22 protein-coding genes are annotated in these 21,969 nt (G+C 60.7%); 14 read left to right on the top strand and 8 right to left on the bottom strand.

Annotated features, from left to right (window positions below; translation table 11 throughout):
• Nucleotides 1–52 precede the first annotated feature (52 nt).
• The 4 genes from cbpA to envZ all read left to right on the top strand — a co-directional run bounded on the left by cbpA (nucleotide 53) and on the right by envZ (nucleotide 3,670).
• The gene (cbpA, locus tag ACF8MC_RS21490) at nucleotides 53–1,015 is read left to right on the top strand and encodes a curved DNA-binding protein (protein ID WP_033636314.1); all 963 of its coding nucleotides are present in this window, start codon (nucleotides 53–55) and stop codon (nucleotides 1,013–1,015) included.
• Nucleotides 1,016–1,020: 5 nt separating this feature from the next.
• A complete protein-coding gene (locus tag ACF8MC_RS21485; RefSeq protein WP_033636313.1) occupies nucleotides 1,021–1,326 on the top strand; it encodes a chaperone modulator CbpM in 306 nt (101 codons plus the stop codon).
• Between the two features lie 257 nt (nucleotides 1,327–1,583).
• Entirely contained in the window at nucleotides 1,584–2,303 is a 720-nt protein-coding gene (ompR, locus tag ACF8MC_RS21480; protein ID WP_004709363.1) for a two-component system response regulator OmpR, read from the top strand.
• A complete protein-coding gene (gene envZ, locus ACF8MC_RS21475; protein WP_033636312.1) occupies nucleotides 2,300–3,670 on the top strand; it encodes a two-component system sensor histidine kinase EnvZ in 1,371 nt (456 codons plus the stop codon). Before ompR ends, envZ begins: the two co-directional genes overlap by 4 nt.
• Nucleotides 3,671–3,704: 34 nt before the next feature.
• Here the strand turns inward: envZ and ACF8MC_RS21470 are convergent, their stop codons facing one another.
• The 7 genes from ACF8MC_RS21470 to ACF8MC_RS21440 all read right to left on the bottom strand — a co-directional run bounded on the left by ACF8MC_RS21470 (nucleotide 3,705) and on the right by ACF8MC_RS21440 (nucleotide 10,608).
• Nucleotides 3,705–4,184: a type II toxin-antitoxin system VapC family toxin gene (locus tag ACF8MC_RS21470; protein ID WP_033636311.1), complete on the bottom strand. Its 480-nt coding sequence runs from the start codon at nucleotides 4,182–4,184 to the stop codon at nucleotides 3,705–3,707.
• Entirely contained in the window at nucleotides 4,181–4,444 is a 264-nt protein-coding gene (locus ACF8MC_RS21465) for a plasmid stability protein (protein WP_004930730.1), read from the bottom strand. The genes ACF8MC_RS21470 and ACF8MC_RS21465 overlap by 4 nt, the downstream gene beginning before the upstream one ends.
• 126 nt (nucleotides 4,445–4,570) lie before the next feature.
• Nucleotides 4,571–6,190, bottom strand: a complete 1,620-nt coding sequence (pckA, locus tag ACF8MC_RS21460; protein WP_015379308.1) for a phosphoenolpyruvate carboxykinase (ATP) — start codon at nucleotides 6,188–6,190, stop codon at nucleotides 4,571–4,573.
• 195 nt (nucleotides 6,191–6,385) lie between these two features.
• On the bottom strand, nucleotides 6,386–7,264 hold the full coding sequence (gene hslO / locus ACF8MC_RS21455) for an Hsp33 family molecular chaperone HslO (RefSeq protein ID WP_033636310.1): 879 nt from the start codon (nucleotides 7,262–7,264) through the stop codon (nucleotides 6,386–6,388).
• A 25-nt stretch (nucleotides 7,265–7,289) separates the two neighbouring features.
• Nucleotides 7,290–7,697: a ribosome-associated heat shock protein Hsp15 gene (gene hslR, locus ACF8MC_RS21450; protein ID WP_033636309.1), complete on the bottom strand. Its 408-nt coding sequence runs from the start codon at nucleotides 7,695–7,697 to the stop codon at nucleotides 7,290–7,292.
• Nucleotides 7,694–8,374: a GMP/IMP nucleotidase gene (gene yrfG / locus ACF8MC_RS21445; protein WP_033636308.1), complete on the bottom strand. Its 681-nt coding sequence runs from the start codon at nucleotides 8,372–8,374 to the stop codon at nucleotides 7,694–7,696. Before yrfG ends, hslR begins: the two co-directional genes overlap by 4 nt.
• Nucleotides 8,375–8,472: 98 nt before the next feature.
• Complete coding sequence (locus ACF8MC_RS21440; RefSeq protein ID WP_033649328.1) at nucleotides 8,473–10,608, bottom strand: intracellular growth attenuator family protein; 2,136 nt, start codon at nucleotides 10,606–10,608, stop codon at nucleotides 8,473–8,475.
• Nucleotides 10,609–11,052: 444 nt separating this feature from the next.
• On the opposite strand from ACF8MC_RS21440, the gene nudE reads away from it, so the two are divergent.
• Nucleotides 11,053–11,607 (top strand): ADP compounds hydrolase NudE, encoded by a 555-nt coding sequence (gene nudE / locus ACF8MC_RS21435; RefSeq protein ID WP_033636306.1) that lies wholly within the window; start codon nucleotides 11,053–11,055, stop codon nucleotides 11,605–11,607.
• 51 nt (nucleotides 11,608–11,658) lie between these two features.
• Here nudE and mrcA read toward each other — a convergent pair whose 3' ends face one another.
• Nucleotides 11,659–14,217, bottom strand: coding sequence for a peptidoglycan glycosyltransferase/peptidoglycan DD-transpeptidase MrcA (gene mrcA / locus ACF8MC_RS21430; protein ID WP_033654851.1), 2,559 nt, complete (start codon nucleotides 14,215–14,217; stop codon nucleotides 11,659–11,661).
• Between the two features lie 121 nt (nucleotides 14,218–14,338).
• Here mrcA and pilM point away from each other — a divergent pair, with 121 nt between their 5' ends.
• From pilM to dam, 9 genes are all read left to right on the top strand, one after another.
• A complete protein-coding gene (gene pilM, locus ACF8MC_RS21425; RefSeq protein WP_033649326.1) occupies nucleotides 14,339–15,172 on the top strand; it encodes a type IV pilus biogenesis protein PilM in 834 nt (277 codons plus the stop codon).
• Nucleotides 15,172–15,711 (top strand): PilN domain-containing protein, encoded by a 540-nt coding sequence (locus ACF8MC_RS21420; protein ID WP_041037015.1) that lies wholly within the window; start codon nucleotides 15,172–15,174, stop codon nucleotides 15,709–15,711. The genes pilM and ACF8MC_RS21420 overlap by 1 nt, the downstream gene beginning before the upstream one ends.
• The gene (locus ACF8MC_RS21415; RefSeq protein ID WP_039569176.1) at nucleotides 15,704–16,198 is read left to right on the top strand and encodes a hypothetical protein; all 495 of its coding nucleotides are present in this window, start codon (nucleotides 15,704–15,706) and stop codon (nucleotides 16,196–16,198) included. Before ACF8MC_RS21420 ends, ACF8MC_RS21415 begins: the two co-directional genes overlap by 8 nt.
• Nucleotides 16,191–16,553 carry a HofP DNA utilization family protein gene (locus ACF8MC_RS21410; protein WP_039569179.1) on the top strand — a complete coding sequence of 121 codons (363 nt, stop codon included), beginning with the start codon at nucleotides 16,191–16,193 and terminating at the stop codon, nucleotides 16,551–16,553. Before ACF8MC_RS21415 ends, ACF8MC_RS21410 begins: the two co-directional genes overlap by 8 nt.
• Entirely contained in the window at nucleotides 16,550–17,794 is a 1,245-nt protein-coding gene (gene hofQ, locus ACF8MC_RS21405; RefSeq protein WP_080298851.1) for a DNA uptake porin HofQ, read from the top strand. The genes ACF8MC_RS21410 and hofQ overlap by 4 nt, the downstream gene beginning before the upstream one ends.
• 349 nt (nucleotides 17,795–18,143) lie before the next feature.
• The gene (gene aroK, locus ACF8MC_RS21400) at nucleotides 18,144–18,665 is read left to right on the top strand and encodes a shikimate kinase AroK (protein ID WP_004391482.1); all 522 of its coding nucleotides are present in this window, start codon (nucleotides 18,144–18,146) and stop codon (nucleotides 18,663–18,665) included.
• Nucleotides 18,666–18,771: 106 nt separating this feature from the next.
• Complete coding sequence (gene aroB, locus ACF8MC_RS21395; protein WP_033636299.1) at nucleotides 18,772–19,872, top strand: 3-dehydroquinate synthase; 1,101 nt, start codon at nucleotides 18,772–18,774, stop codon at nucleotides 19,870–19,872.
• 156 nt (nucleotides 19,873–20,028) lie between these two features.
• Complete coding sequence (locus ACF8MC_RS21390) at nucleotides 20,029–21,039, top strand: SPOR domain-containing protein (RefSeq protein ID WP_033636298.1); 1,011 nt, start codon at nucleotides 20,029–20,031, stop codon at nucleotides 21,037–21,039.
• Nucleotides 21,040–21,123: 84 nt separating this feature from the next.
• Complete coding sequence (gene dam, locus ACF8MC_RS21385) at nucleotides 21,124–21,936, top strand: adenine-specific DNA-methyltransferase (protein WP_004930319.1); 813 nt, start codon at nucleotides 21,124–21,126, stop codon at nucleotides 21,934–21,936.
• Nucleotides 21,937–21,969 lie beyond the last annotated feature (33 nt).

The following is a 21,969-nucleotide window of genomic DNA, read 5'->3' as shown; positions in this document are numbered from 1 at the left end:
AGAGAGACAAGGAATTTTGGCGCACAACCCAACACATTGAAGGTATTACCGCATGGAATTTAAAGATTACTACGCAACGATGGGCGTTGAGCCCAACGCCGATCTGAAAACCATCAAAACGGCCTACCGCCGGCTGGCGCGTAAATATCACCCTGACGTGAGCACCGAAGAAGACGCCGAGAGCAAATTCAAGGAGCTGGCCGAAGCCTATGAGGTGCTGAAGGACGAAGAGCGCCGCGCCGAGTACGATCAGATCCGGCTGCACCGCAACGATCCGAACTTTGGCCGCCAGGCGCGCGGCGATCGCGGCGGCTATCAGCAGAGCGCTTCATGGCACGGCGGCGGTGCCGACGCGCAAGACTTCTCCGATTTCTTCGAAAGCATGTTCGGCGGGCGTGCGGCGGGCGGGCATCGCTCCGCTTCGCACTCGCACGGCGGGCATGGCTTCCGCGGCCAGGATCTGGAGATGGAGGTGCCGCTGTTCCTCGAGGAAACGCTGCATGGCCAAAGCCGCGAGATCTCCTACAAGCTGCCGGTGTACGACGAGCTGGGGCGGCAGGTGAGCGAAGCCAGCAAAACGCTGAACGTGAAAATCCCGGCCGGGGTGGGCGACGGCGAGCGCATTCGCCTCAAGGGGCAGGGCGTGGCCGGCGTGGGCGGCGGCCAGAACGGCGATCTGTATCTGGTCATCCGCCTCGCGCCGCACCCGCTGTTCGAGATTGACGGCCACAACCTGAGCATCGTGGCGCCGCTCGCCCCGTGGGAGGCGGCGCTCGGCGCCAGCATTGAGGTGCCGACGCTGACCGGAAAAATCGCGTTGACCGTGCCGGCCGGTAGCCAGAGCGGCAAACGGCTGCGGGTCAAGGGCAAGGGGCTGGCGGGCAAGAAAGAGCCCGGTGACCTGTATGTCATTCTCAAGGTGGTGATGCCGCCGAAGCCGAACGAGAAGGCCAGCGCCCTGTGGCGAGAACTGGCTGAACAGGCGGCGTTCAACCCGCGCGCGGAATGGGAGTAAAGCACATGATGAAGAAAGAGATCACTTTCACCGTGGTGGAACTGTGCCAACGGGTGGAGATTTCAGAGGATGAGCTGGTCGAGATCGTTGGCCTGGGCGTGATCGTGCCGCTGGAGCCGGCGCAGCCGAGCTGGGAGTTCGACTACCCGGCGCTGAGCCATCTGCAGCGTGCGCGCAGGCTGCGGGCCGAGCTGGATCTGGATTGGCCGGGGATCGCCATGGCGCTGACGTTGCTCGATCGGGTTGAGGCGCTGCAGCAAGAGAACCGGCAGCTGCGCCGGCAGTTGGCGCGTTTCCTGCAGACTTCCTGACTCGCCGTCAAAACGCCACCGTGCGGTTTGCCGGTGGCGAAATTGCGTAAAATTGGGCCGCGGCCCCACATTGCGCTGATAAAGGGCGATATTTTGACGAACCCCCGTCGACATTCACTGAAAATTGTTGATAAATGGGGAAAAGAATAAGCTTTGTAACAATTTCGTCTAGAATACATACCATTAAACGCTGTCTCAAATGGCAAGGTTTTCTAACAATATTCGAGTCAGGCAATAAAGCCTTTGGGAGTAATACCATGCAAGAGAATCATAAGATCCTGGTTGTCGATGATGACATGCGCCTGCGCGCACTTTTGGAACGTTATTTAACCGAGCAGGGCTTCCAGGTTCGCAGCGTTGCCAACGCTGAGCAAATGGATCGCTTGCTGACCCGTGAATCCTTCCATTTGATGGTGCTCGATCTGATGTTGCCGGGCGAAGACGGCCTGTCCATCTGCCGCCGCCTGCGCAGCCAGAGCAACCCGATGCCGATCATTATGGTCACCGCCAAAGGTGAAGAGGTCGATCGCATCGTCGGGCTGGAAATCGGCGCCGACGACTACATTCCTAAACCGTTTAACCCGCGTGAGCTGTTGGCTCGCATTCGTGCAGTGCTGCGCCGCCAGGCTAACGAGCTGCCGGGCGCGCCTTCGCAGGAAGAAGCGGTGATCGCGTTCGGCAAATTCAAACTGAACCTCGGCACCCGCGAGATGTTCCGCGAAGACGAACCGATGCCGTTGACCAGCGGCGAGTTCGCGGTACTGAAGGCGCTGGTCAGCCACCCGCGTGAACCGCTGTCGCGCGATAAGCTGATGAACCTGGCGCGTGGCCGCGAATACAGCGCCATGGAGCGCTCCATCGACGTGCAGATCTCTCGCCTGCGCCGCATGGTGGAAGAAGATCCGGCGCATCCGCGTTATATCCAGACCGTTTGGGGTCTCGGCTACGTGTTCGTCCCGGACGGCAGCAAGGCATGAGGCGATTGCGCTTTTCACCGCGTAGCTCGTTTGCCCGAACCCTGTTGTTGATCGTCACCCTGCTGTTCGTCAGCCTGGTGACGACCTATCTGGTGGTGCTGAACTTCGCCATCCTGCCCAGCCTGCAGCAGTTCAACAAGGTATTGGCCTACGAAGTGCGTATGCTGATGACCGATCGGCTGCAGCTGGAGGACGGCACGCTGCTGGAAGTGCCGCCGGCGTTCCGCCGCGAGATTTACCGCGAACTGGGCATCTCTCTCTACACCAACTCGGCGGCGGAGGAGAGCGGCCTGCGCTGGGCGCAGCACTACCAGTTCCTCAGCCAGCAGATGGCGCAGCAGCTCGGCGGGCCGACCGATGTGCGGGTGGAGGTGAACAAGAACTCCCCGGTGGTGTGGCTGAAAACCTGGCTGCAGCCCGATATCTGGGTGCGCGTGCCGCTGACGGAAATCCACCAGGGCGACTTCTCTCCGCTGTTCCGCTATACGCTGGCGATCATGCTGCTGGCGATCGGCGGCGCCTGGCTGTTTATCCGCATTCAAAACCGCCCGCTGGTGGAGCTGGAACATGCGGCGCTGCAGGTGGGCAAGGGGATTATTCCGCCGCCGCTGCGCGAGTATGGCGCTTCCGAAGTGCGGTCGGTGACTCGCGCATTCAATCAGATGGCGTCGGGCGTCAAGCAGCTGGCGGATGACCGCACCTTGCTGATGGCCGGGGTCAGCCACGATCTGCGCACGCCGTTGACGCGTATCCGGCTGGCGACGGAGATGATGAGCGCCGAAGACGGCTATCTGGCCGAGTCGATCAATAAAGACATCGAAGAGTGCAACGCCATCATCGAGCAGTTCATCGATTATCTGCGCACCGGGCAGGAGATGCCGACCGAAAGCAGCGATCTGAACGCCATTTTGGGCGAGGTGGTCGCGGCGGAAAGCGGCTATGAGCGGGTGATTGAAACCGCGCTGTCGCCGGGTGAGCTGATGATGAACGTGCACCCGCTGTCGATTAAGAGGGCGGCGGTGAACATGGTGGTGAACGCGGCGCGTTACGGCAACGGCTGGATCAAGGTCAGCAGCGGCCGCGAGCTGCAGCGCGGCTGGTTCCAGGTGGAAGACGACGGCCCGGGCATCAAGCCGGAAGAGTTGAAGCACCTGCTGCAGCCGTTCGTCCGCGGTGACAGCGCGCGCAGCACCAGCGGCACCGGTCTGGGGCTGGCGATCGTGCAGCGTATTATCGATGCGCACGACGGTGAGTTGGAAATCGGCACCAGCGAACGCGGCGGGCTCTTGATCCGCGCGTATATTCCGTTGCCGATGGAGAAAAAAGAGTCGGCCAACGGCCATCAAACCGCCAGGGAAAACGCCTGACGCGCTTGGCGCGGGCCGCGTCGTTGCGGCCCCGTCAGGACTTCCTGCTCATCACGTAGTATTCCGCCGCATCCTCATGCAACCGACGGCCGGTCGGCGCCTGCCACGGATCGATTAACTCGATGCCGCAGTGGAGGAAGTCTTTGGTATTGCGGGTAGCCAGGGCGGCGCCGTAATGCAGGCAGGTGGCGGCGATTTGGGCATCCGGCACGCTCATCGCTTTACCCAGCAGCCGATTCCTTGCCGTCAATTCCGCGTATTGCATCGCGCACAGCCCATCAAACGGCAATATCTGCCCCTCGAACTTCAATTCAAGAGCGTCCGCCAATTTGAGCTTGAGATCCCGCTGGCGCTTGCCGTCAGGCATGCAGGCGACGCCGCTGAACAGTTCGGCCAGGACAATGGCGCTTAGATAGAGATCGTCATTGTCCTTTTCATTTAGCCAGTTAATGACGTTGTAGTACGGGCTGGGGCGCAGCGTTTCTGAAATGACGTTGGTGTCGAGAATGATCATGCGTTGTCATCTTCATCATCAAAGGTGACGATGCGTGGTGGCACGGCGTCACGCGGTGGGATCTCCAGTTCAACGCCGCCGAATTCGGCGAAGTGCTGATGCATCCAGGTACCCAATCCATAGCGCGGCGGCTTTTTCACCAGCGCCTGTTTCAGGATCATGCGCGCTTCCTCTTCCATGGAATGGCCGTTTTTCGCCGCTGAAATACGCAGCAGCTCTTTGATTTCGTCGTCCAGATTTCTGACGGTGATAGTAGCCATTGAAACCTCCTTTGCTATCAATGATTGCATTGACTTATTTTCTCGCCTTGCTGGTTAAAAAGCAATCGCTGAAAATAAAAAAAGGCGCGGGATCCGCGCCTTAGCTGAAGAGGTAACGCTACCGAATTACAGCTTAGGGCCGGCGCTGACCAGCGCGGCGCCCGCAGGTGTGTCGGTGTATTTGTCGAAGTTGGTGATGAAGCGCTCGGCCAGATCCTGCGCTTTTTCCTGCCACTGCTCGAGGCTGGCGTAGGTATTGCGCGGATCGAGGATTTCCGGGTTCACGCCCGGCAGCGCGGTCGGCATCGCCAGATCGAAGATCGGCAGGGTGACGGTTTCCGCCTTGTCGATTTCACCGCTCAGGATGGCGTCGATGATGCCGCGCGTATCTTTGATCGAGATGCGCTTGCCGGTACCGTTCCAGCCGGTGTTGACCAGATAAGCCTGGGCGCCGGCGGCCTGCATGCGTTTCACCAGCACTTCGGCGTACTGCGTCGGGTGCAGCGACAGGAACGCGGCGCCGAAGCAGGCGGAGAAGGTTGGCGTCGGTTCGGTGACGCCGCGCTCGGTGCCGGCCAGTTTGGCGGTGAAGCCGGACAGGAAGTGGTACTGAGTCTGGTTGGCGGTCAGGCGCGATACTGGCGGCAGCACGCCGAAAGCGTCGGCGGTCAGGAAGATCACCTTGGTGGCGTGACCCGCCTTGGACACCGGCTTGACGATGTTCTGGATATGGTAGATCGGGTAAGAAACGCGGGTGTTCTCGGTTTTCGAACCGTCGTTGAAGTCGATGCTGCCGTCGGCCAGCACGGTGACGTTTTCCAGCAGCGCGTCGCGTTTGATGGCGTGGTAGATGTCCGGCTCGGCTTCTTCAGACAGCTTGATGGTCTTGGCGTAGCAGCCGCCTTCGAAGTTGAACACGCCGTCGTCGTCCCAGCCGTGCTCGTCATCGCCGATCAGCTGACGCTTAGGGTCGGTGGAGAGGGTGGTTTTGCCGGTGCCGGACAGGCCGAAGAACACAGCCACGTCGCCTTTCTCGCCCACGTTGGCCGAGCAGTGCATCGAGGCGATGCCTTTCAGCGGCAGCAGGTAGTTCATCATCGAGAACATGCCTTTCTTCATTTCGCCGCCGTACCAGGTGCCGCCGATCAGCTGCATGCGCTCGGTCAGGTTGAAGGCGACGAAGTTCTCCGAGTTCAAGCCTTGCTGCTGCCAGTTCGGGTTGGTGCATTTGGCGCCGTTCATCACCACGAAGTCCGGCTCGAAGTCAGCCAGCTCTTCGTCGCTCGGGCGGATGAACATGTTTTTCACGAAGTGCGCCTGCCAGGCCACCTCGGTGATGAAGCGCACTTTCAGGCGCGAGTCGGCGTTGGCGCCGCAGAAGGTATCCACCACGAACAGGCGCTTGCCGGAAAGCTGTTCGGTGACCAGGTGTTTCAGATCGGCCCACACTTCCGGGCTGAGGGGTTTGTTGTCGTTTTTGCCTTTGCCCTGATCGGCCCACCACACGGTATCGCGGGTGATGTCGTCGCGGACGATGTATTTGTCTTTCGGCGAGCGGCCGGTGAAGATGCCGGTATCGACGGAGACGGCACCCAGCTTGGTGACTACCCCACGCTCAAAACCTTCCAGAGATGGGTCTGTTTCTTCCTTAAACAGCAGTTCATAGCTCGGGTTGTGAACGATTTCGCTAACGTCGTGAATGCCGTAAGCGGCCAGATCCTGAGGGGTTATACCTTTAACGCGCATGTTACTACTCCTTGGTCACAGAATTTCTGGCGGCAATTGTAGGGATCTAACGGTGCGTAACAGCGATGGGTATCAAATATTTAACGTTTTAGGCGGTATTTCGTTACGATCTGAGAGATAGCACACGGAAAAAAGCAAACGTGCAAACGGCGGGCGTTGGCGGGCGCCGGGCGCGCCCGCCGAAGGGGGTATAACTTAGTGTAACCTGTCGCTTTCTCCGGTATTACCCGCATACAAGGCGGCAACATCAACCGGGTCAAAGACATAGTGGCTGCCACAGTAGTCGCAGTGCATGTCGATATTGCCGTCCTGCTCCAGCATGTCCGCCACTTCGTCGGTCGGCAGGGTCAGCAGTGCGTCGGCGCAACGCTGGCGTGAACAGGTGCAACGGAACTGCACGTCCTGCGGTTCGTACAGGGTGACTTCTTCCTGGTGATACAGGCGGTACAGCACTTCGTTGGCCGGCAGGCCGAACAGCTCTTCGCTTTTTACCGTGTTGGTCAGTTGCACCAGATGATCGAAATCATCGAGGTTGCCGTCCTGCGCCGGCAGCACCTGCAGCAGCATACCGGCCGCCGCGGCGTGGCCTTCCGCTTCGCCGGTGCGGATGAACAGGCGGGTTGGCAGCTGTTCGGACTGGCGGAAGTAGGCTTCCAGGCACTCGGCCAGGGTTTCACCTTCCAGGCCGACCACGCCCTGATAGCGCTCGCCTTCCGTCGGGGAAATGGTGATGACCATGACGCCGTTGCCGATCATCTGATGCAGGGTGCTGTCGTCGGCGATAGGCGCCTGGGTGCGCGCAACGCCGCGCATCTCCTGGCGGTTGTTGCCGTTGATCACCGCCAGCTTCAGCGGGCCGTCGCCCTGCAGCTGCACGGTGATGTCGCCGTCGAACTTCAGGGTCGCGGTCAGCAGACTGGTGGCGACCAGCAGCTCGCCCAGCAGCTTTTGCACCGGCGCCGGGTAGTCGTGATTATTCAGGATCTGCTGATAGGTTTCGCTGACGGTAACCAGCTCGCCGCGCACCGCGTAGTTTTCAAACAGGTAACGGTGCAATTGGTCATGGTTGGACATAATCTTCTCTCATTGCGGTGAGGGGTTATTCCGGCTCACCAAATTTAAATTTCATCAGGTCGCGCCGCTCCTTTTTGTCCGGACGGCGGTCCGGATGCGGCATGGTCAACGCGTTCATCTTGCGCGCCAGCGCCATTTTTTCGCGGTTGGCGATGCTGGCTTCGGTTTCCTGATACATTTGCTGCGCCTCGCCGGCGCCGCGGCGTTGGCTGCTCAGCGCCAGCACGATCACGGTTCGTTCTTCGTTACCCTGCCGCAGCTTGAGCTCGGCGTTGAGTTCGACAATCTTGCTCGGCTTGCCGCGCTGGCCGTTGTAATGCACCTTGCCGCCGTCGATCATTTCGCGCGCCAGCGCGCGGGTCTTGTAGAAGCGTGCGGCCCACAGCCACTTGTCCAGCCGGACCGCGTCGTCGCGCGTCGCTTTTTCCTTCATGCTTCCCCCTTGGCCAGCGCCGGTATCAGCAGGCGATAGTCGCGCATCGACGGATGGCGCTGGAAGCTTTTTTCCGCCGTGCTGGAGTCCGGGTTTTGCACGCCCAGGCAGTAACGAATGCCGAAAGCGCGCGCCGCGTCGAGGATCGGCTCGCCGTCGTCGACGAACAGCGTGCGCTGCGGATTGAATCCGGTGTGCTGCTGCACCGCCTGCCACAGACGCTGATCTTCTTTCGGATAACCAAATGTGTGGGTGGAAAACAATAAATCAAGGTGCCGATCGAGGCCGGTATGCTCGATTTTCACCGCCAGGCTGTGCGGATGCGCATTGGTCAGCAAAATGGTTTGCAGGCCGGCGTCGCGCAGCGCCTGTAAAAACGGCTCGGTGTCTTCGCGCAGCCGGGCGCGGCTGCCCACTTCGCTGGTCATGCGGTAGATATCCAGATCCAACCGCTCGCTCCAGTAATCGAAGCAATACCAGTTCATGGTGTGCTGCACCGCCTGATATTCCCGCTCAATGATATTGCGGGCTTCGTCGAACGGAATGGCGCGCCTTTCGCTCAGCGCCTGCGGCACCAGGCTGAGCCAAAAGTGGCTGTCGAACTCCAGATCCAGCAAGGTGCCGTCCATATCCAGCAGCACGGTATCGATCTGCGGCCAATCAAACTCGGGAACCATAAAAACTCCACGGGCGGACCGACGGGCGGTCCGCAGATGAGAATAATAGCGTTAGCGTAGCATAAGCAGATGACAGGGCGGAGGCCCCGACGCCAGGTTCAGGCCATCGGCCGCATCGACATCGGATTGAGCTGCGGATTGAAGCAGCTGTCGTAGTAACGCTGGATATCGGCGACGCGGTGCTGATTGATGCGCCGACGCTGCACCAGCCGCCAGGCGTTATAGCCCAGGCTGATGACCACCGCCAGCAACAGCAGGCTGGTACCGAGGTAGCGCCACAGGGTGATCATGTCCGGTTCGCTGTGCAGCGCCACGTGGCGGGTGCCGTTGGCGTCGACGCTGAGGCTGGTGATCACCCCCTGCGCCTGGAACGGGGTATGCAGCAGCAGGGTGGAAAGGCGCTGCAGCTCATTCCACTGGTCGAGGGCGTTGTATTCGCTCTGCGGCGCCGAGGATTGCGGGTGGCTGACCAACTGGCGGCCTTCGTCGCTGCGGATCAGGAAACCGCCCGGCGGCGGGCTGTTGAGCGCCGCGGCGGCCAGACGCGTTTCATTGAAGATGAACGACGACGTGGCCACTTTGGTCAGGCTGTCCAGCGATTCGGCACTCACCGGGCGCAGCAGCACGTTGACGCCTTGCAGCGCGCCGGATCTGGCGCGTTTCACCAGGCCGCTCCAGTTTTTGGCATTACCCAGGTTGACCAGGGCGTTTTTCAACCGCACGCAGTCATTTTCTGCCTGACACAAATCCTGTGTTTTCAGAACGATATCAGAGAAGTCATCCAACAGGATCATGCCGGATTTCTCGATGGCGCTGGCCAACTGCGGGTTGACCTTCTGATCGGCGCCGCTCGGATGCAGCTGGCTGTTGACCGTAGCCAGCAGGGCCGTCGCTTTGTCTATGACTTCCGATTCCGGCTGCGGCAGCGGGGCGGCGTTGTTCCAATAGATGCCGGAGCAGTCGAACGGCGCGAAATTGGCGGCGCCGCCACCGTTGGCCGGCGGCGGCACATAGCACATGCCGCTGCCGCGCACTTTCAGCGTGTCGCCGATGCGCAGCGGCGTGGCCTCCAGCGCCTGTACGCTGGTCACTTCCACTTTTTGCGCGCCCTGCAGCCAGGCCATGCTGAGGGTCAGCGGCAGGTTGAGCGGGATATAGATCAGCAGCAACAGCAGCACCAGCGCCGAGCTGGCGACCAGCACCGCGTTGCGGCCCCACTGCTGCAGCGGGAAGTTCTTCACTTCGTCATGCAGCGAGAGGAAGCGCCCCTGGCGCACCACCTGCCGATTGAGGTAGACGTCCACGTCGGTGGTCTTGCCCAGGTCCTGCGTCAGGTAAGGCTGCCAATGCGGCGGGTAGATAAGATCGATGATGCCGAGCGAAATGTTGCTGATCTGCCCCTGGCCGGATTCGCCGAACAGGCCCCAGCGCTTCGGCGTACCGCGCAGACAGTGGATCTCCTTCAGCTCGCGTGAGGCCGGGCGACGGAACAGATTCCAGCATCCCCAGGCGATCATCAGCACCGCCACGAAAATCATCCAGGGGATCACCAGCACCGGGCTTATCAGGCTGAAGAACAGCAGCAGCAGCGCAACGGAGATGATAACGGCTTCACGGATGCCGTTCGGCCGGTTCAGCGCATGCTCTTCCGGCGTTTCCTTGCGAATATTGACCAGCTCGACATGCTCGCTCTCCTCCTTGCGGATGGACGCGTTTTTGGTCGGCGCGGCGGTCACCACCGGCGGCTGCGGCCGGTCGTGGATATGATCTTTCAGCGAGTGCCCGTTGAGCGAAATCACCAGCGGCAGCGTCTGGGTTCTGATCACTTCCACATGGTTGTCGGCGGTGATATACGGCTCCCAGAACGGCGGCAGATGCACCTCTTCAGCGTCGAGGTAATAGCGCCATTTATTGGGATCGTCGCTGGCCAGCCCGTAGCGAGTGATGGCGTGCGTGACGGGATAAACGTTATCGCTTTGCGGGGTGAGCGCCAGCTTGGCCGCGGGCAGCGTAGCGCCGCCGCCGGGCAACAGTTTGTTGCTCAGCTTGTTTTGCTGATTGAGGTAGAATTCGACCGCGGCGCGCTCTTCGTCGGTCAGCTTGCGGTGGGCTGGTTTGATAAACGGCAGCGCGTGCGCCAGCGCCGACGGGTTGCGGGCCTTGAACCACAGGTACAGACCGGCGGCAATCAGACAGACAAGCACTAAGGCCAATATCAACACTATTGTGCTCATGCAATCCCCATCTCACACCGTGAATTTCGCCAACCTGATGAAAAGCTGAATATTATACGGAGTAAACCGCCAGGAGGCACCCAGAACTAATGAGGGAACAAACAGATTCTCGCTCTGGATCTCATTCCTTCATGACGCAAGGCCATTTTATCACTGATTCTTGCCTGCGTGATACTAGCAACCGGCCTCTGCCGTCGATATCGGCATTATCCTATTTTCTTGCACGCTGTTTGCTGAATCAGTACGGAAAATCGCCGGCCGCTGGCTACGCTTGTTAAAAGAAAGTAAATTACTGCTCATGCGCGTTGCGGCGGAGCTTGCCCTTAACGCACAATGTGATCAGGATCGAATTTGGTCAGCGTTTGAGCGCCTACGAGCCGTGCGTTACGCCAATCATTATTTCGGTTGCCCCGTCCACGTCTGGGTAACCTTTTTGAGGCAATCATGGATAAACACCTGCAAAAACCTAAAATTCTGAAAGTGGAAACGGTCGCGCGTTCGCGTTTGTTCAACGTCGAGTCGGTCGATTTGGAATTCAGCAACGGGGTTCGGCGGGTGTATGAGCGCATGCGGCCTTCGGATCGCGAAGCGGTGATGATCGTGCCGGTGATTGGCGATGATCTGCTGCTGATCCGCGAATATGCGGTGGGCACCGAATCCTATGAGCTGGGGTTCCCGAAAGGGCTGATTGATCCCGGTGAGGGCGTGCTGGAGGCGGCCAACCGCGAGCTGATGGAAGAGGTGGGATTCGGCGCGAAGCGCTTTGATTTTCTCAGCAAGCTGACGATGGCGCCATCCTACTTTTCCAGCAAAATGAATATCGTGCTGGCGCACGATCTCTATCCGCAGAGCCTGGAAGGGGATGAACCAGAGCCCCTGCCGCAGGTGCGCTGGCCGATCGCCAACATGATGGCGCTGCTGGCGGAACCGGATTTCCGTGAGGCGCGCAACGTCAGCGCGCTGTTCCTCTCCGAGGCGTTTTTGCGCGCATCGCGCTGATACGCTTCGCGCCGAACAAAAAAAGGGCCAGATTTCTCTGGCCCTTTTCGATCAGAACAGCTCGTGGCTTTCACCGCCCGGATCGGTCAACGTGGTGCCGGTATCGCGCGATGGGTAGTCCGTCGGCTGCGTTCCTTCGATGAAGTACTCGGAACGGCTGCCGCCGCCACCGCCAGAGAGCTTGCCGCTGCTCTTGTCGATGGTGACGCTGATGATGCCCGGCGGCGGCGTGACTTTCTGCTCCGGGATGCCTTCCAGCGCGGTCTTCATGAAGTCGTCCCACGCCGGCTGGGCGCTCTTGGCACCGCCTTCACCGCCGGAAATTTGATCCGGGATGGCGCCGGATACCGTCGACCGGCCCAGATCGCGGCGGTGATCGTCGAAACCGATCCACACCGAGGTCACGGTATCCGGGCCATAGCCGGAGAACCAGGCGTCCTTGGAACTGTTGGTGGTACCGGTTTTGCCGCCGATATCATGACGCTTCAGATCGCGCCCGGCGCGCCAGGCGGTACCCATCCAACCCGGTTCGCCGAAGATATTGCTGTTCAGCGCATCGTGGATCAAGAAGGCCAGCTGTGTGCTGATGACGTGCGGCGCATACTGTTGATCGCCGTCCTGCTGTACCTGAGCCGGGGTGACCTGCTCCAGCTGCGGCATCGGCACCGTGCTGTTGTTGCCTTCCTGCGAGGTGGCGACGTTTTCGATGTTGTCGTCGGACAGCACCGCCGAGCGGTGGGTGTCGCCGTAGATCACCGGCAGGTTGCAGCTGCTGCACACCACTTTCGGTTTGGCTTCGAACACCGTATTGCCGTTGTCGTCTTCAATTTTGGTGATGAAGTACGGATCGACCAGGTAACCGCCGTTCGCCAGCACCGCGTAGCCGCGCACCAGCTGCATCGGGGTGAAGGAGGCGGAACCCAGCGCCAGCGATTCGGTATGCACGATATTCTGCGCCGGGAAGCCGAAGCGCTGCAGATATTCCGCCGCGTAGTCGACGCCCATCGCGCGCATCGCGCGCACCATCACAACGTTCTTCGATTGCCCCAGCCCCTGCCGCAGACGAATCGGGCCGTCGTAGGTCGGCGGCGAGTTCTTCGGCCGCCAGTCGGTGCCGGCGCCGGCATCCCAACGGGTGATCGGCAAGTCGTTCAGGATGGTGGCCAGCGTCAGGCCTTTATCCATCGCGGCGGTGTACAGGAACGGTTTGATGTTCGAACCTACCTGGCGCAGTGCCTGCGTGACGCGGTTGAATTTGCTCTGGTTGAAATCGAAACCGCCGACCAGCGCTTTCACCGCGCCGTCGTTCGGGTTGATCGAGACCAGCGCCGAGTTGACGTCCGGCACCTGCGACAGCCACCAGGCGTCGTTCACTTTGCGCACCCACACCTGCTGGCCGGCCTGCACCACGTCGGTGACGCGTTTCGGCGTTGGGCCTTGCTGAGTGTCTGAGCGATATGGCCGCGCCCAGCGCATGGTCGCCATCGGCAGGGCAATGCTGCTGCCGTCGGCCAGCATCGCCGTCGCTTCCTGCGGGTTGGCGGCGGTAATCACCGCCGGCGCCAGCGGGCCGTAGTTCGGCAGGTTTTTCAGCGAATCGACAATCTGTTTGCGATCCCAGGCCGCTTCGCCGACTTTCCACAACACGTTGGACGGGCCGCGATAGCCGTGGCGCATGTCATAGGCCAGCACGTTGTTGCGCACCGATTCCTGCGCCGCCAGCTGCAGCCGTTTGGTGACGGTGGTGTAAACCTTGTAACCGTCGGTATAGGCGTTTTCACCGTAGCGCTTGATCATCTCCTGACGCACCATCTCGGAGAGATACGGCGCGGAGAAGCTGATTTCCGGCGCATGGTAATTGGCGACCAGATCTTCGGAACGCGCCTGATCGTACTGCGCCTGCGTGATGTAGTGTTCGTCCAGCATGCGCGATAGCACCACGTTGCGACGGGCAACGGCGCGATCGTGCGAATAGAGCGGGTTGAAGGTGGACGGCGCTTTCGGCAGGCCGGCGATGGTCGCCATTTCGCTCAGGGTCAGCTGGCTGACGTCTTTGCCGAAATAGACCTGCGCGGCGGCGCCCACGCCGTAGGCGCGGTAACCCAGATAGATCTTGTTCAGATACAGCTCAAGGATTTCATCTTTGGTGAGCATCTGCTCGATGCGCACCGCCAGGAAAGCTTCCTTGATTTTACGCATCAGGGTGCGTTCCGGGCTTAAGAAGAAGTTACGCGCCAGCTGTTGGGTAATGGTACTGGCCCCCTGTGAAGCGTGGCCGGAGACCAGCGCGATGGAGGCGGCGCGGAAGATGCCGACCGGATCGACGCCGTGGTGATCATAGAAGCGGCTGTCTTCGGTGGCGATGAATGCGTGCACCATCACCGGCGGAATTTGATCCAGTTTCAGCGGAATGCGGCGCTTCTCGCCGTATTGGGCGATCAGTTCGCCATCGGCGCTGTAGACCTGCATCGGTATCTGCAGCCGCACATCTTTCAGCGTTGCGACGTCGGGCAGCTGTGGCTCGACATATTTGTACAAGCCAAAAATCGAGGCTGCTCCCAGCACGATGCAACATACTGCAAGGATTAGAAAATACTTTACGAACTTCACCTGAGATTTCCCATTTCTAAGTCATTTGGGCAGTTTATAAACAACCGCGCGGTAGTATAAAGGCAAGCCTGCGACATGGATATGTTCTTTTATCATCTGATGTTATGGAGGCTTGCGAAACATGTTCCCTCAAGCATGGCAGGTAGGGCTGGATATACAAATCGACTGCGTGCGGGCGGTGGCGGCTCAACGCCGCCGCAACGGCTGGCAGTTGCGCCACTGGTGGCAGCAGGCGCTGCCGCAGGCGGTTTTGCGCGATGGCTGCCTGCAACCTTCCGAATTCCTGATCCGGGCGCTGCGGCAATGGCGCGTCCAGCTGCCGCGACATATTTCCTTACGCATTGCTCTGCCGGCGCAACGCGTGTTACAGCAGCGCATGACGCAGCCGGACGCGCGGCTGCGCGAGCCGGAACGCAGCGACTATATCGGTGGCCACGGTTTGAAGCAGTTCCCGCTCGACGGCCAGACGTTGGTGCTCGACTATCGCGCCGCGCCGGCGGATGAGGTGGCGCTGCTGTTGACCGCTGCGAGGCGGCAGGAGCTGCAGCAGTGGCTGCATTGTCTGCGTCAGGCTGGCCTGCATCCGCAAGCGGTCGATATCACCCCCTGTGCGCTGCGCATGATGGCGACGGCGGCAGGCGTGCCGCCCGCTGCGGGGCTGATGCACCGTCTCGAACGAGAATGGCTGTGGGTGGCGCCGGCCGACGGCGCGTTCGCTTTTGGTCTGGCGCCGGGCGACGATGACGCGCAGGCGCTGCGGGCGCTGCAAGCCCAGATGCCGGTGGGCGACGATCGGCCGGTCTATGCCGGCGGCGTGCTGGCGGGAGCCTTGCCCGCCGGTTGCCTTGGTTGGTCGCCGCTCAGCGCCTTCACGCAGCTGCGTCCGCCGTTGCCTGCGCATCCTTCGGCGTTCGCGTTGGCCGGTGGTCTGGCGCTGCGCGAGGAGGATCGCTGATGTATCAGGTCAACTTTCTGCCCTGGCGCCAGCGCCGCGAGCGGCGGCGCGGCTATTTCTGGCTGGGCGTGCTGCTGTTGCAGGTAGCGGCGCTGCTGCTGGCACTGTTCCTGATCGCCGGCCAGCTGCGGCATCAACAGGCGCAGCGGCAGGCGCGGCTGGCGATGCTGGGTGAAGAGCTGGCGGCATTGACGTTGCTCGTCCGCCAGCAGCAGCAAGAGCGGGCGCAGCGAGCGTTGCACAGCGTCCGCGCCGAACGGCAGGCGAGCAACGCCCAACATAACCGGTGTTATTTGCAGCTGCTGCAGCAATTGTCCTCTAGCGTTCCTCCCCCGCTGTGGCTCACGGCGCTGGACAGCGATGCGGCGAACGGCCTGCGGCTGCGTGGATTGAGCCGCTCTCCTGCGGCCATCACGCAGTTCGAACGACGGCTGGCGGGGATGCCTGCGTTGCCACGGCTGCGTTTGGCTGAGGTGGCGCAACGCGAAGACGGCCTGTACTCCTTTCACCTGGCGGCGCGCTGGGGGCGTGATGGATAGCCGTTTGTCATCCGGGCTGCGCTTCTGGCTGAGCTTGCCGGGTTGGCTATTGCTGGTGGCGCAAGGGCTGGGCATCGGCGCGTTGGCGCTGTTGGGCGGCGGCTGGATGCTGCAAGACGAATGGCGTCAGCGGGAAAGCGCGGCGGAGCGGCAACAGCGCCTGTTGCAACAGATCGCCATGGTGCAACGCCAACTGGATGAGGTGCCGCAAACCGCTATCCCGGCGGCGCCGCTTGCGCCGATCGCCACCGGCGATCTGGCGAGCGTGCTGCAACGAGCGGGGGGCGCCCTGTTGCGCTGGCAGCGGCAGGAAAAACCGCCGCGGCAAACGCTGAGCTTGCGCATTGACTACGCCGGTTTGCTGGTGCTGCTGGAGGCGCTGCCCGCCGATTTGCGCCTCCAGCAGCTGAGCGTGGAGACACCGCCGCAGGGCATGACGGCGCGGTTGGTTTTACAGGATGCCGCCGAGGAGCAGGCCGATGAGTAAAAGACCTGGCCGTTGGTGGTGGCTGCTATGGCCGTGGGCCTTATGCGCTGAGCCGCGCGATCCGTTTGCGCCGCCTCCGCTGCCTGCTTGTGCCCAAACGGAGGCATCGCCGGCGGGCTGGCGACTGAAAGGCGTCATCGGGCACCCGGCGCTGCGCTATGGCTGGGTGGTGACGCCGGCGGGGCAATGGCTACGCCTGCGGCCGCAGCAGCGGGTGCTGGCCGAGCGCTGGCAGGTGACGCAGGTGCAGGCGCGCAGCCTGACGTTAACGGCGCTGGCGGCCGAACCGGATTGCCCGGCGAGCCAGGGCGACATCTCGCTGATGATGGACAACAACAAGGATGGCAAACCATGAAAGGACGCGCTGGATTGGGCGTGGCGCTGTGGTGCCTGGCGCTCGGCGCCGCGCAGGCGCAGGATAAGCAGCGGGTTTCCCTGGAGTTTCAGGATGCGCCGGTGACGGTCATCCTGCAGGCGCTGGCGGATTATCGGCAGATGAACCTGATCGCCGCGCCCGGCGTGAGCGGCAACCTGACGCTGCGGCTGGAGAATGTGCCCTGGCCTCAGGCGCTGGCGCTGACTCTGCGTATGGGCAAGCTGACGATGACGCGGGAGGGGAGCGTGATGCTGATCGCCCCGGAGCCGGACGCGCAGGAAAAAAAACAGCAGCGAGAAGCGCTGGCGCAGCGGCAACCGCTGCACAGCCTCACCCTGACGTTACAAAACGGCGATGCGGCGGAGATTGCCGAAAGCCTCAATGCCCAACGCGGCGCCTTGCTCAGCGAGCGTGGCAGCGTGCTGGCGGATAAGCGCACCAATACGCTGCTGCTGCGCGACACCGCGCCAATCCTGGCGCAGTTGAAAAAACGGGTGACGGAAATGGACGCGCCGCTGGCACAGGTGCAGCTGGCGGCGCATATCGTGACCATCAACAGCGAAAGCCTGCGTGAACTCGGCGTGCGTTGGGGATTGGCGCCCGACGACAGGCCGACGCGGCCGCTGCGGCCGGGCAATCTCGGCGTCAACCTGCCGCTGGAGCGCAGCGCGGTGAACGCCGGTTTCCACCTGGCGCGCATCAGCGGGCGTTTGCTGAGCCTCGAGCTGACGGCGCTGGAGCAGGAAAATCAGGTGGAGATCATCGCCAGCCCGCGCCTGCTGACGGCGCATCTGCAAACCGCCAGTATCAAACAGGGAACCGAGATCCCTTACGAAGTGTCGAGCGGCGCCAGCGGTGCGACCGCGATCGAGTTCAAAGAGGCGGTGCTGGGCATGGAGGTGACGCCCAAGGTGTTGCCGGACGGACGCATCACGCTGACGCTGCACATCAGCCAAAATATGCCGGGGCGCGCCATCAGCCGGGGCGCGGGGGAAGCCCTGACCATCGATAAACAGGAGATTAAGACGCAGATCACGGTGAAAAACGGCGAAACCCTGGTGCTCGGTGGTATTTTTCAACGGCATAGCGGCAAGACGGCGGACAAGGTGCCGGGATTGGGCGATGCACCACTGCTGGGGGGCTTGTTCCGGCAAAGCGGCGCGCAACAGAAAAAACGCGAGCTGGTGATCTTCATTACGCCGACCCTGATTAAGGGATAAGCGGCTGCCTGTCGGCCGGGCGGCAAATCTCCTAAAGTTGATGAGCAGATACACTTTTTTATCCCCTTGGGGGGATCTGCGTTTGACGCTGCGGCCGATTTAGCTTACAAGGGTTACCGAATTGAGCACCGAGGTTTTTTGTTAGCGTCAAGACGCCGTTAAAAACATATGGTTTCCCTCCCGCGGCGTGGATTGCGATTTATTCGGTTGCCAAACTACCAAGAGTGTTGAGATAATTTTTCGTCTGATCTCGCACTATCGCTCATGAGGTTTCAGTTTAGGTCCCGCCGCTGATTTGATTGGCGGGGCGGGTTAACATTAACGAATTGTCTTAGTAATACCGAAAAACATGGCAGAGAAACGCAATATCTTTCTGGTTGGGCCTATGGGTGCCGGCAAAAGCACTATTGGCCGTCAGTTAGCTCAGCAACTCAATATGGAGTTCTTCGACTCCGATCAAGAAATTGAGCGACGTACCGGAGCTGACGTGGGCTGGGTATTCGACGTGGAAGGGGAAGAAGGTTTCCGCGATCGTGAAGAAAAAGTCATTAATGAACTGACGGAAAAACAAGGGATTGTGTTGGCGACCGGCGGCGGTTCGGTGAAGTCGCGCGAAACGCGCAACCGTCTGTCCGCGCGCGGCGTGGTGGTCTATCTGGAAACCACGATCGAGAAGCAGCTGGCTCGTACCCAGCGTGATAAAAAACGCCCGCTGCTGCAGGTTGATTCTCCGCCGCGTGAAGTGCTGGAAGCCTTGGCGAAAGAGCGCAATCCGTTGTATGAAGAGATTGCCGATGTCACCATCCGCACCGACGATCAGAGCGCTAAAGTGGTTGCCAACCAGATCATCAACATGCTGGAAAGCAACTGATTGCCGATTTTCGCGTTCGCCGTCGGCCAATGCGGAAAACTGATTTGTGTTCCCCGCTGTTGCGGGGATCAACCACCGCCGCACCATACAGAGAACTGAGCGCGACATGGAGAGAATTACTGTAACGCTTGGGGAGCGCAGCTACCCGATTACCATCGCCGCCGGATTGTTTAACGATCCGGCTTCTTTTATGCCGTTGAAGGCGGGTGAGCAAGCGATGTTGGTCACCAACCAGACCCTGGCGCCGCTTTATCTGGAGCGTGTCCGGCAGGTGCTGGAGCAGGGGGGCGTCGTGGTGGATCAGGTGATCCTTCCCGATGGTGAACAGTACAAATCTCTGGCGGTGTTGGAGCAGGTGTTTTCGGCGCTGCTTGAAAAACCGCACGGGCGCGATACCACGCTGATCGCCCTCGGCGGGGGCGTGGTCGGCGATCTGACCGGCTTCGCCGCCGCGTGCTACCAACGCGGCGTGCGCTTTATTCAGGTTCCCACCACGCTGTTGTCGCAGGTGGACTCCTCCGTAGGCGGCAAAACCGCCGTCAACCACCCGCTCGGCAAAAATATGATCGGCGCTTTCTATCAACCCGCTTCGGTGGTGGTTGATCTGGATTGCCTGAAAACGTTGCCGACGCGTGAACTCTCTTCCGGCCTGGCTGAAGTCATCAAATACGGGATCATCCTCGATCGCGAGTTCTTCGTCTGGTTGGAAAACAACATCGATGCGCTGATGGCGCTGGATATGCAGGCGTTGGCGTACTGTATCCGCCGCTGCTGCGAGCTGAAGGCCGAGGTCGTGGCCGCCGACGAACGCGAAAGCGGCCTGCGCGCCTTGCTGAATCTGGGCCATACTTACGGCCACGCCATCGAAGCCGAAATGGGCTACGGCGTATGGCTGCACGGCGAAGCGGTGGCTGCGGGCATGGTGATGGCGGCGGAAACCGCGCGCCGTCTCGGCCAGTTCTCGGTTGAAGATATCGAACGCATCAAAGCGCTGCTGCTGCGCGCCGGCTTGCCGGTCTGCGGGCCGCAGGAAATGACGCCGGAATCCTATCTGCCACACATGCTGCGCGACAAGAAAGTGCTGGCGGGTGAATTGCGTCTGGTGCTGCCGACCGCGATAGGTGCGGCGGAAGTGCGCGGCGGCGTAGGGCATGAGCTGGTGTTGGCGTCGATCGCCGCCTGCCTGCCTGAGCAGCAGCGTAATTAAATCGGACTAAGTAACAGTGGCTTAGCCGCCATTTGCATCTATATTAATACAGTGAGCAGAGCACGACGGGTGTCGCTTTGCCATCATCGGGTTAATCTGCCCGTGCCACGGTAGGTCTACGGTGGTGGGCTTTTGCCTCTAGTTGGAGGGTTTCAGATGGACGAGTTTAAACCGGAAGACGATCTCAGACCTGATAGCAGCGATCGTCGTCCTACGCGTTCGCGCAAGCCGGCCGCCGCGCCGCGCTTCGCCGTTTCGCGCCAGCATTTGATGATCGGCATCGGCATTTTGGTGCTGTTGCTGCTGATTATCGGCATCGGTTCCGCCTTGAAGGCGCCGACCAAGCATGAAGCGGCTCAGGATAGCGGCGCGCAAAACGGCGCGGCCCGCGATATCAACCTGTCCGGTTCTTCGTCGCTGACCACCGCCAATAACGGCGTGCCGGGCGGCACCACGGATACCCATGACAACAACGGCGTGAGCGCGACTCAGCCGCAGCAACCGCAGAACGTCAGCGTTCCGCCGATCTCCGGCACGCCGACCGAAGCGCAAACTCAGCCTCAGCAGGGCGGTGCGCAGCAGCGCGTCGATCTGCCTGGCAACATGGCGGATGCGCTGTCGCAGCAGCAAGGGCAGGTGGATGCCGCGACCCAGGGCATGACCGGCGCAGCCTCGACGCTGCCGACCGCACCGGCGACGGTGATGAGTGGCGCCGCGGCGCGCGAAACGACTCGCCCTGTGCAGGGCACCGCGCAGCAACAGCATAAAACGCCGGCGAAAACCGCCGCCAAGCCGAGCGCGACGCAGCATAAATCACCGACCACGGTGTATACGCCGCCTGCCAAGCCGTCTTCTACCGCGAAAGCGGGAGCGGTCGCCAGCAGCGGCAGTTCGCTGCAGTCTGCGCCAGGCAGCCACTATACCTTGCAGCTGAGCAGCGCTTCGCGTTCCGATACGCTGAACGCCTACGCCAAACAGCAGAAGCTGCAGAACTACCTGGTGTACGCCACCAAGCGTGACGGCAAACCGTGGTACGTGCTGGTAAGCGGCAACTATGCGTCTTCCGCAGAAGCGAAGCGCGCCATTGCTTCGTTGCCGGCGGATGTGCAGGCGAAAAAACCGTGGGTCCGACCTGTACACCAAGTGCAGCAAGATCTTAAAAAATAAATCATTTAAATTTGTGCGCTGATGTGCTGTCTGAAACAGAGTACAATCCGCCGCTCTGAATTGTATAAGTAGCTAATTGACGGCATGAAGAAAAACCGCGCTTTTTTAAAATGGGCTGGTGGAAAATACCCGCTGGTAGATGAGATTCGTCGCCATCTGCCGGCGGGAGACTGCTTAATCGAGCCCTTCGTGGGTGCGGGATCCGTCTTTCTGAATACGGATTACGACGCCTACATTCTCGCCGACATCAATAGCGATCTTATCAACCTGTATAACATCGTTAAGCTGCGCACGGATGACTTCGTGCGCGATGCCCGCACGCTTTTCGCCGATGAATTCAATAACTCGGATCAGTTTTACCTGCTGCGAGAAGAGTTCAATACTAGCACCGAGCCTTACCGCCGGGCGCTGCTGTTTCTGTACCTGAACCGCCACTGCTATAACGGCCTGTGCCGCTATAACCTGCGCGGCGAGTTCAACGTGCCGTTTGGCCGGTACAAGAAACCGTACTTCCCGGAAGAAGAGCTCTACTGGTTTGCCGAAAAATCGCGCAATGCCACTTTTGTCTGCGAGCATTACCGCGATACCATGGCGAAGGCCGTGGCCGGCGCCGTGGTGTATTGCGATCCGCCTTATGCGCCGCTGTCGGCGACGGCGAATTTCACCGCCTACCACACCAACAGCTTCAGCATCGCCGATCAGCAGAGCCTGGCGCATCTGGCGCACCAGCTCTCGGTAGAGAGCCAGGTACCGGTATTGATCTCCAATCACGATACCGAGCTGACGCGCGACTGGTACCAGCATGCCGCGCTGTATGTGGTGAAAGCGCGCCGCACGATCAGCCGCAACATTCTCGGCCGCAGCAAAGTGAACGAGCTTTTGGCGCTGTATCGCTAAGCCGGGGGCACCCCGGCGCATAACAACTCGACC

The sequence above is a fragment of the Serratia sp. LACPHL-BACT-2024-00286 genome, from assembly GCF_043109535.1.
Classification (GTDB): Bacteria; Pseudomonadota; Gammaproteobacteria; order Enterobacterales; family Enterobacteriaceae; genus Serratia; species Serratia sarumanii.
Note: the sequence above shows the minus strand (reverse complement) of the source record. Positions and strands in the feature narration are given on the sequence as shown.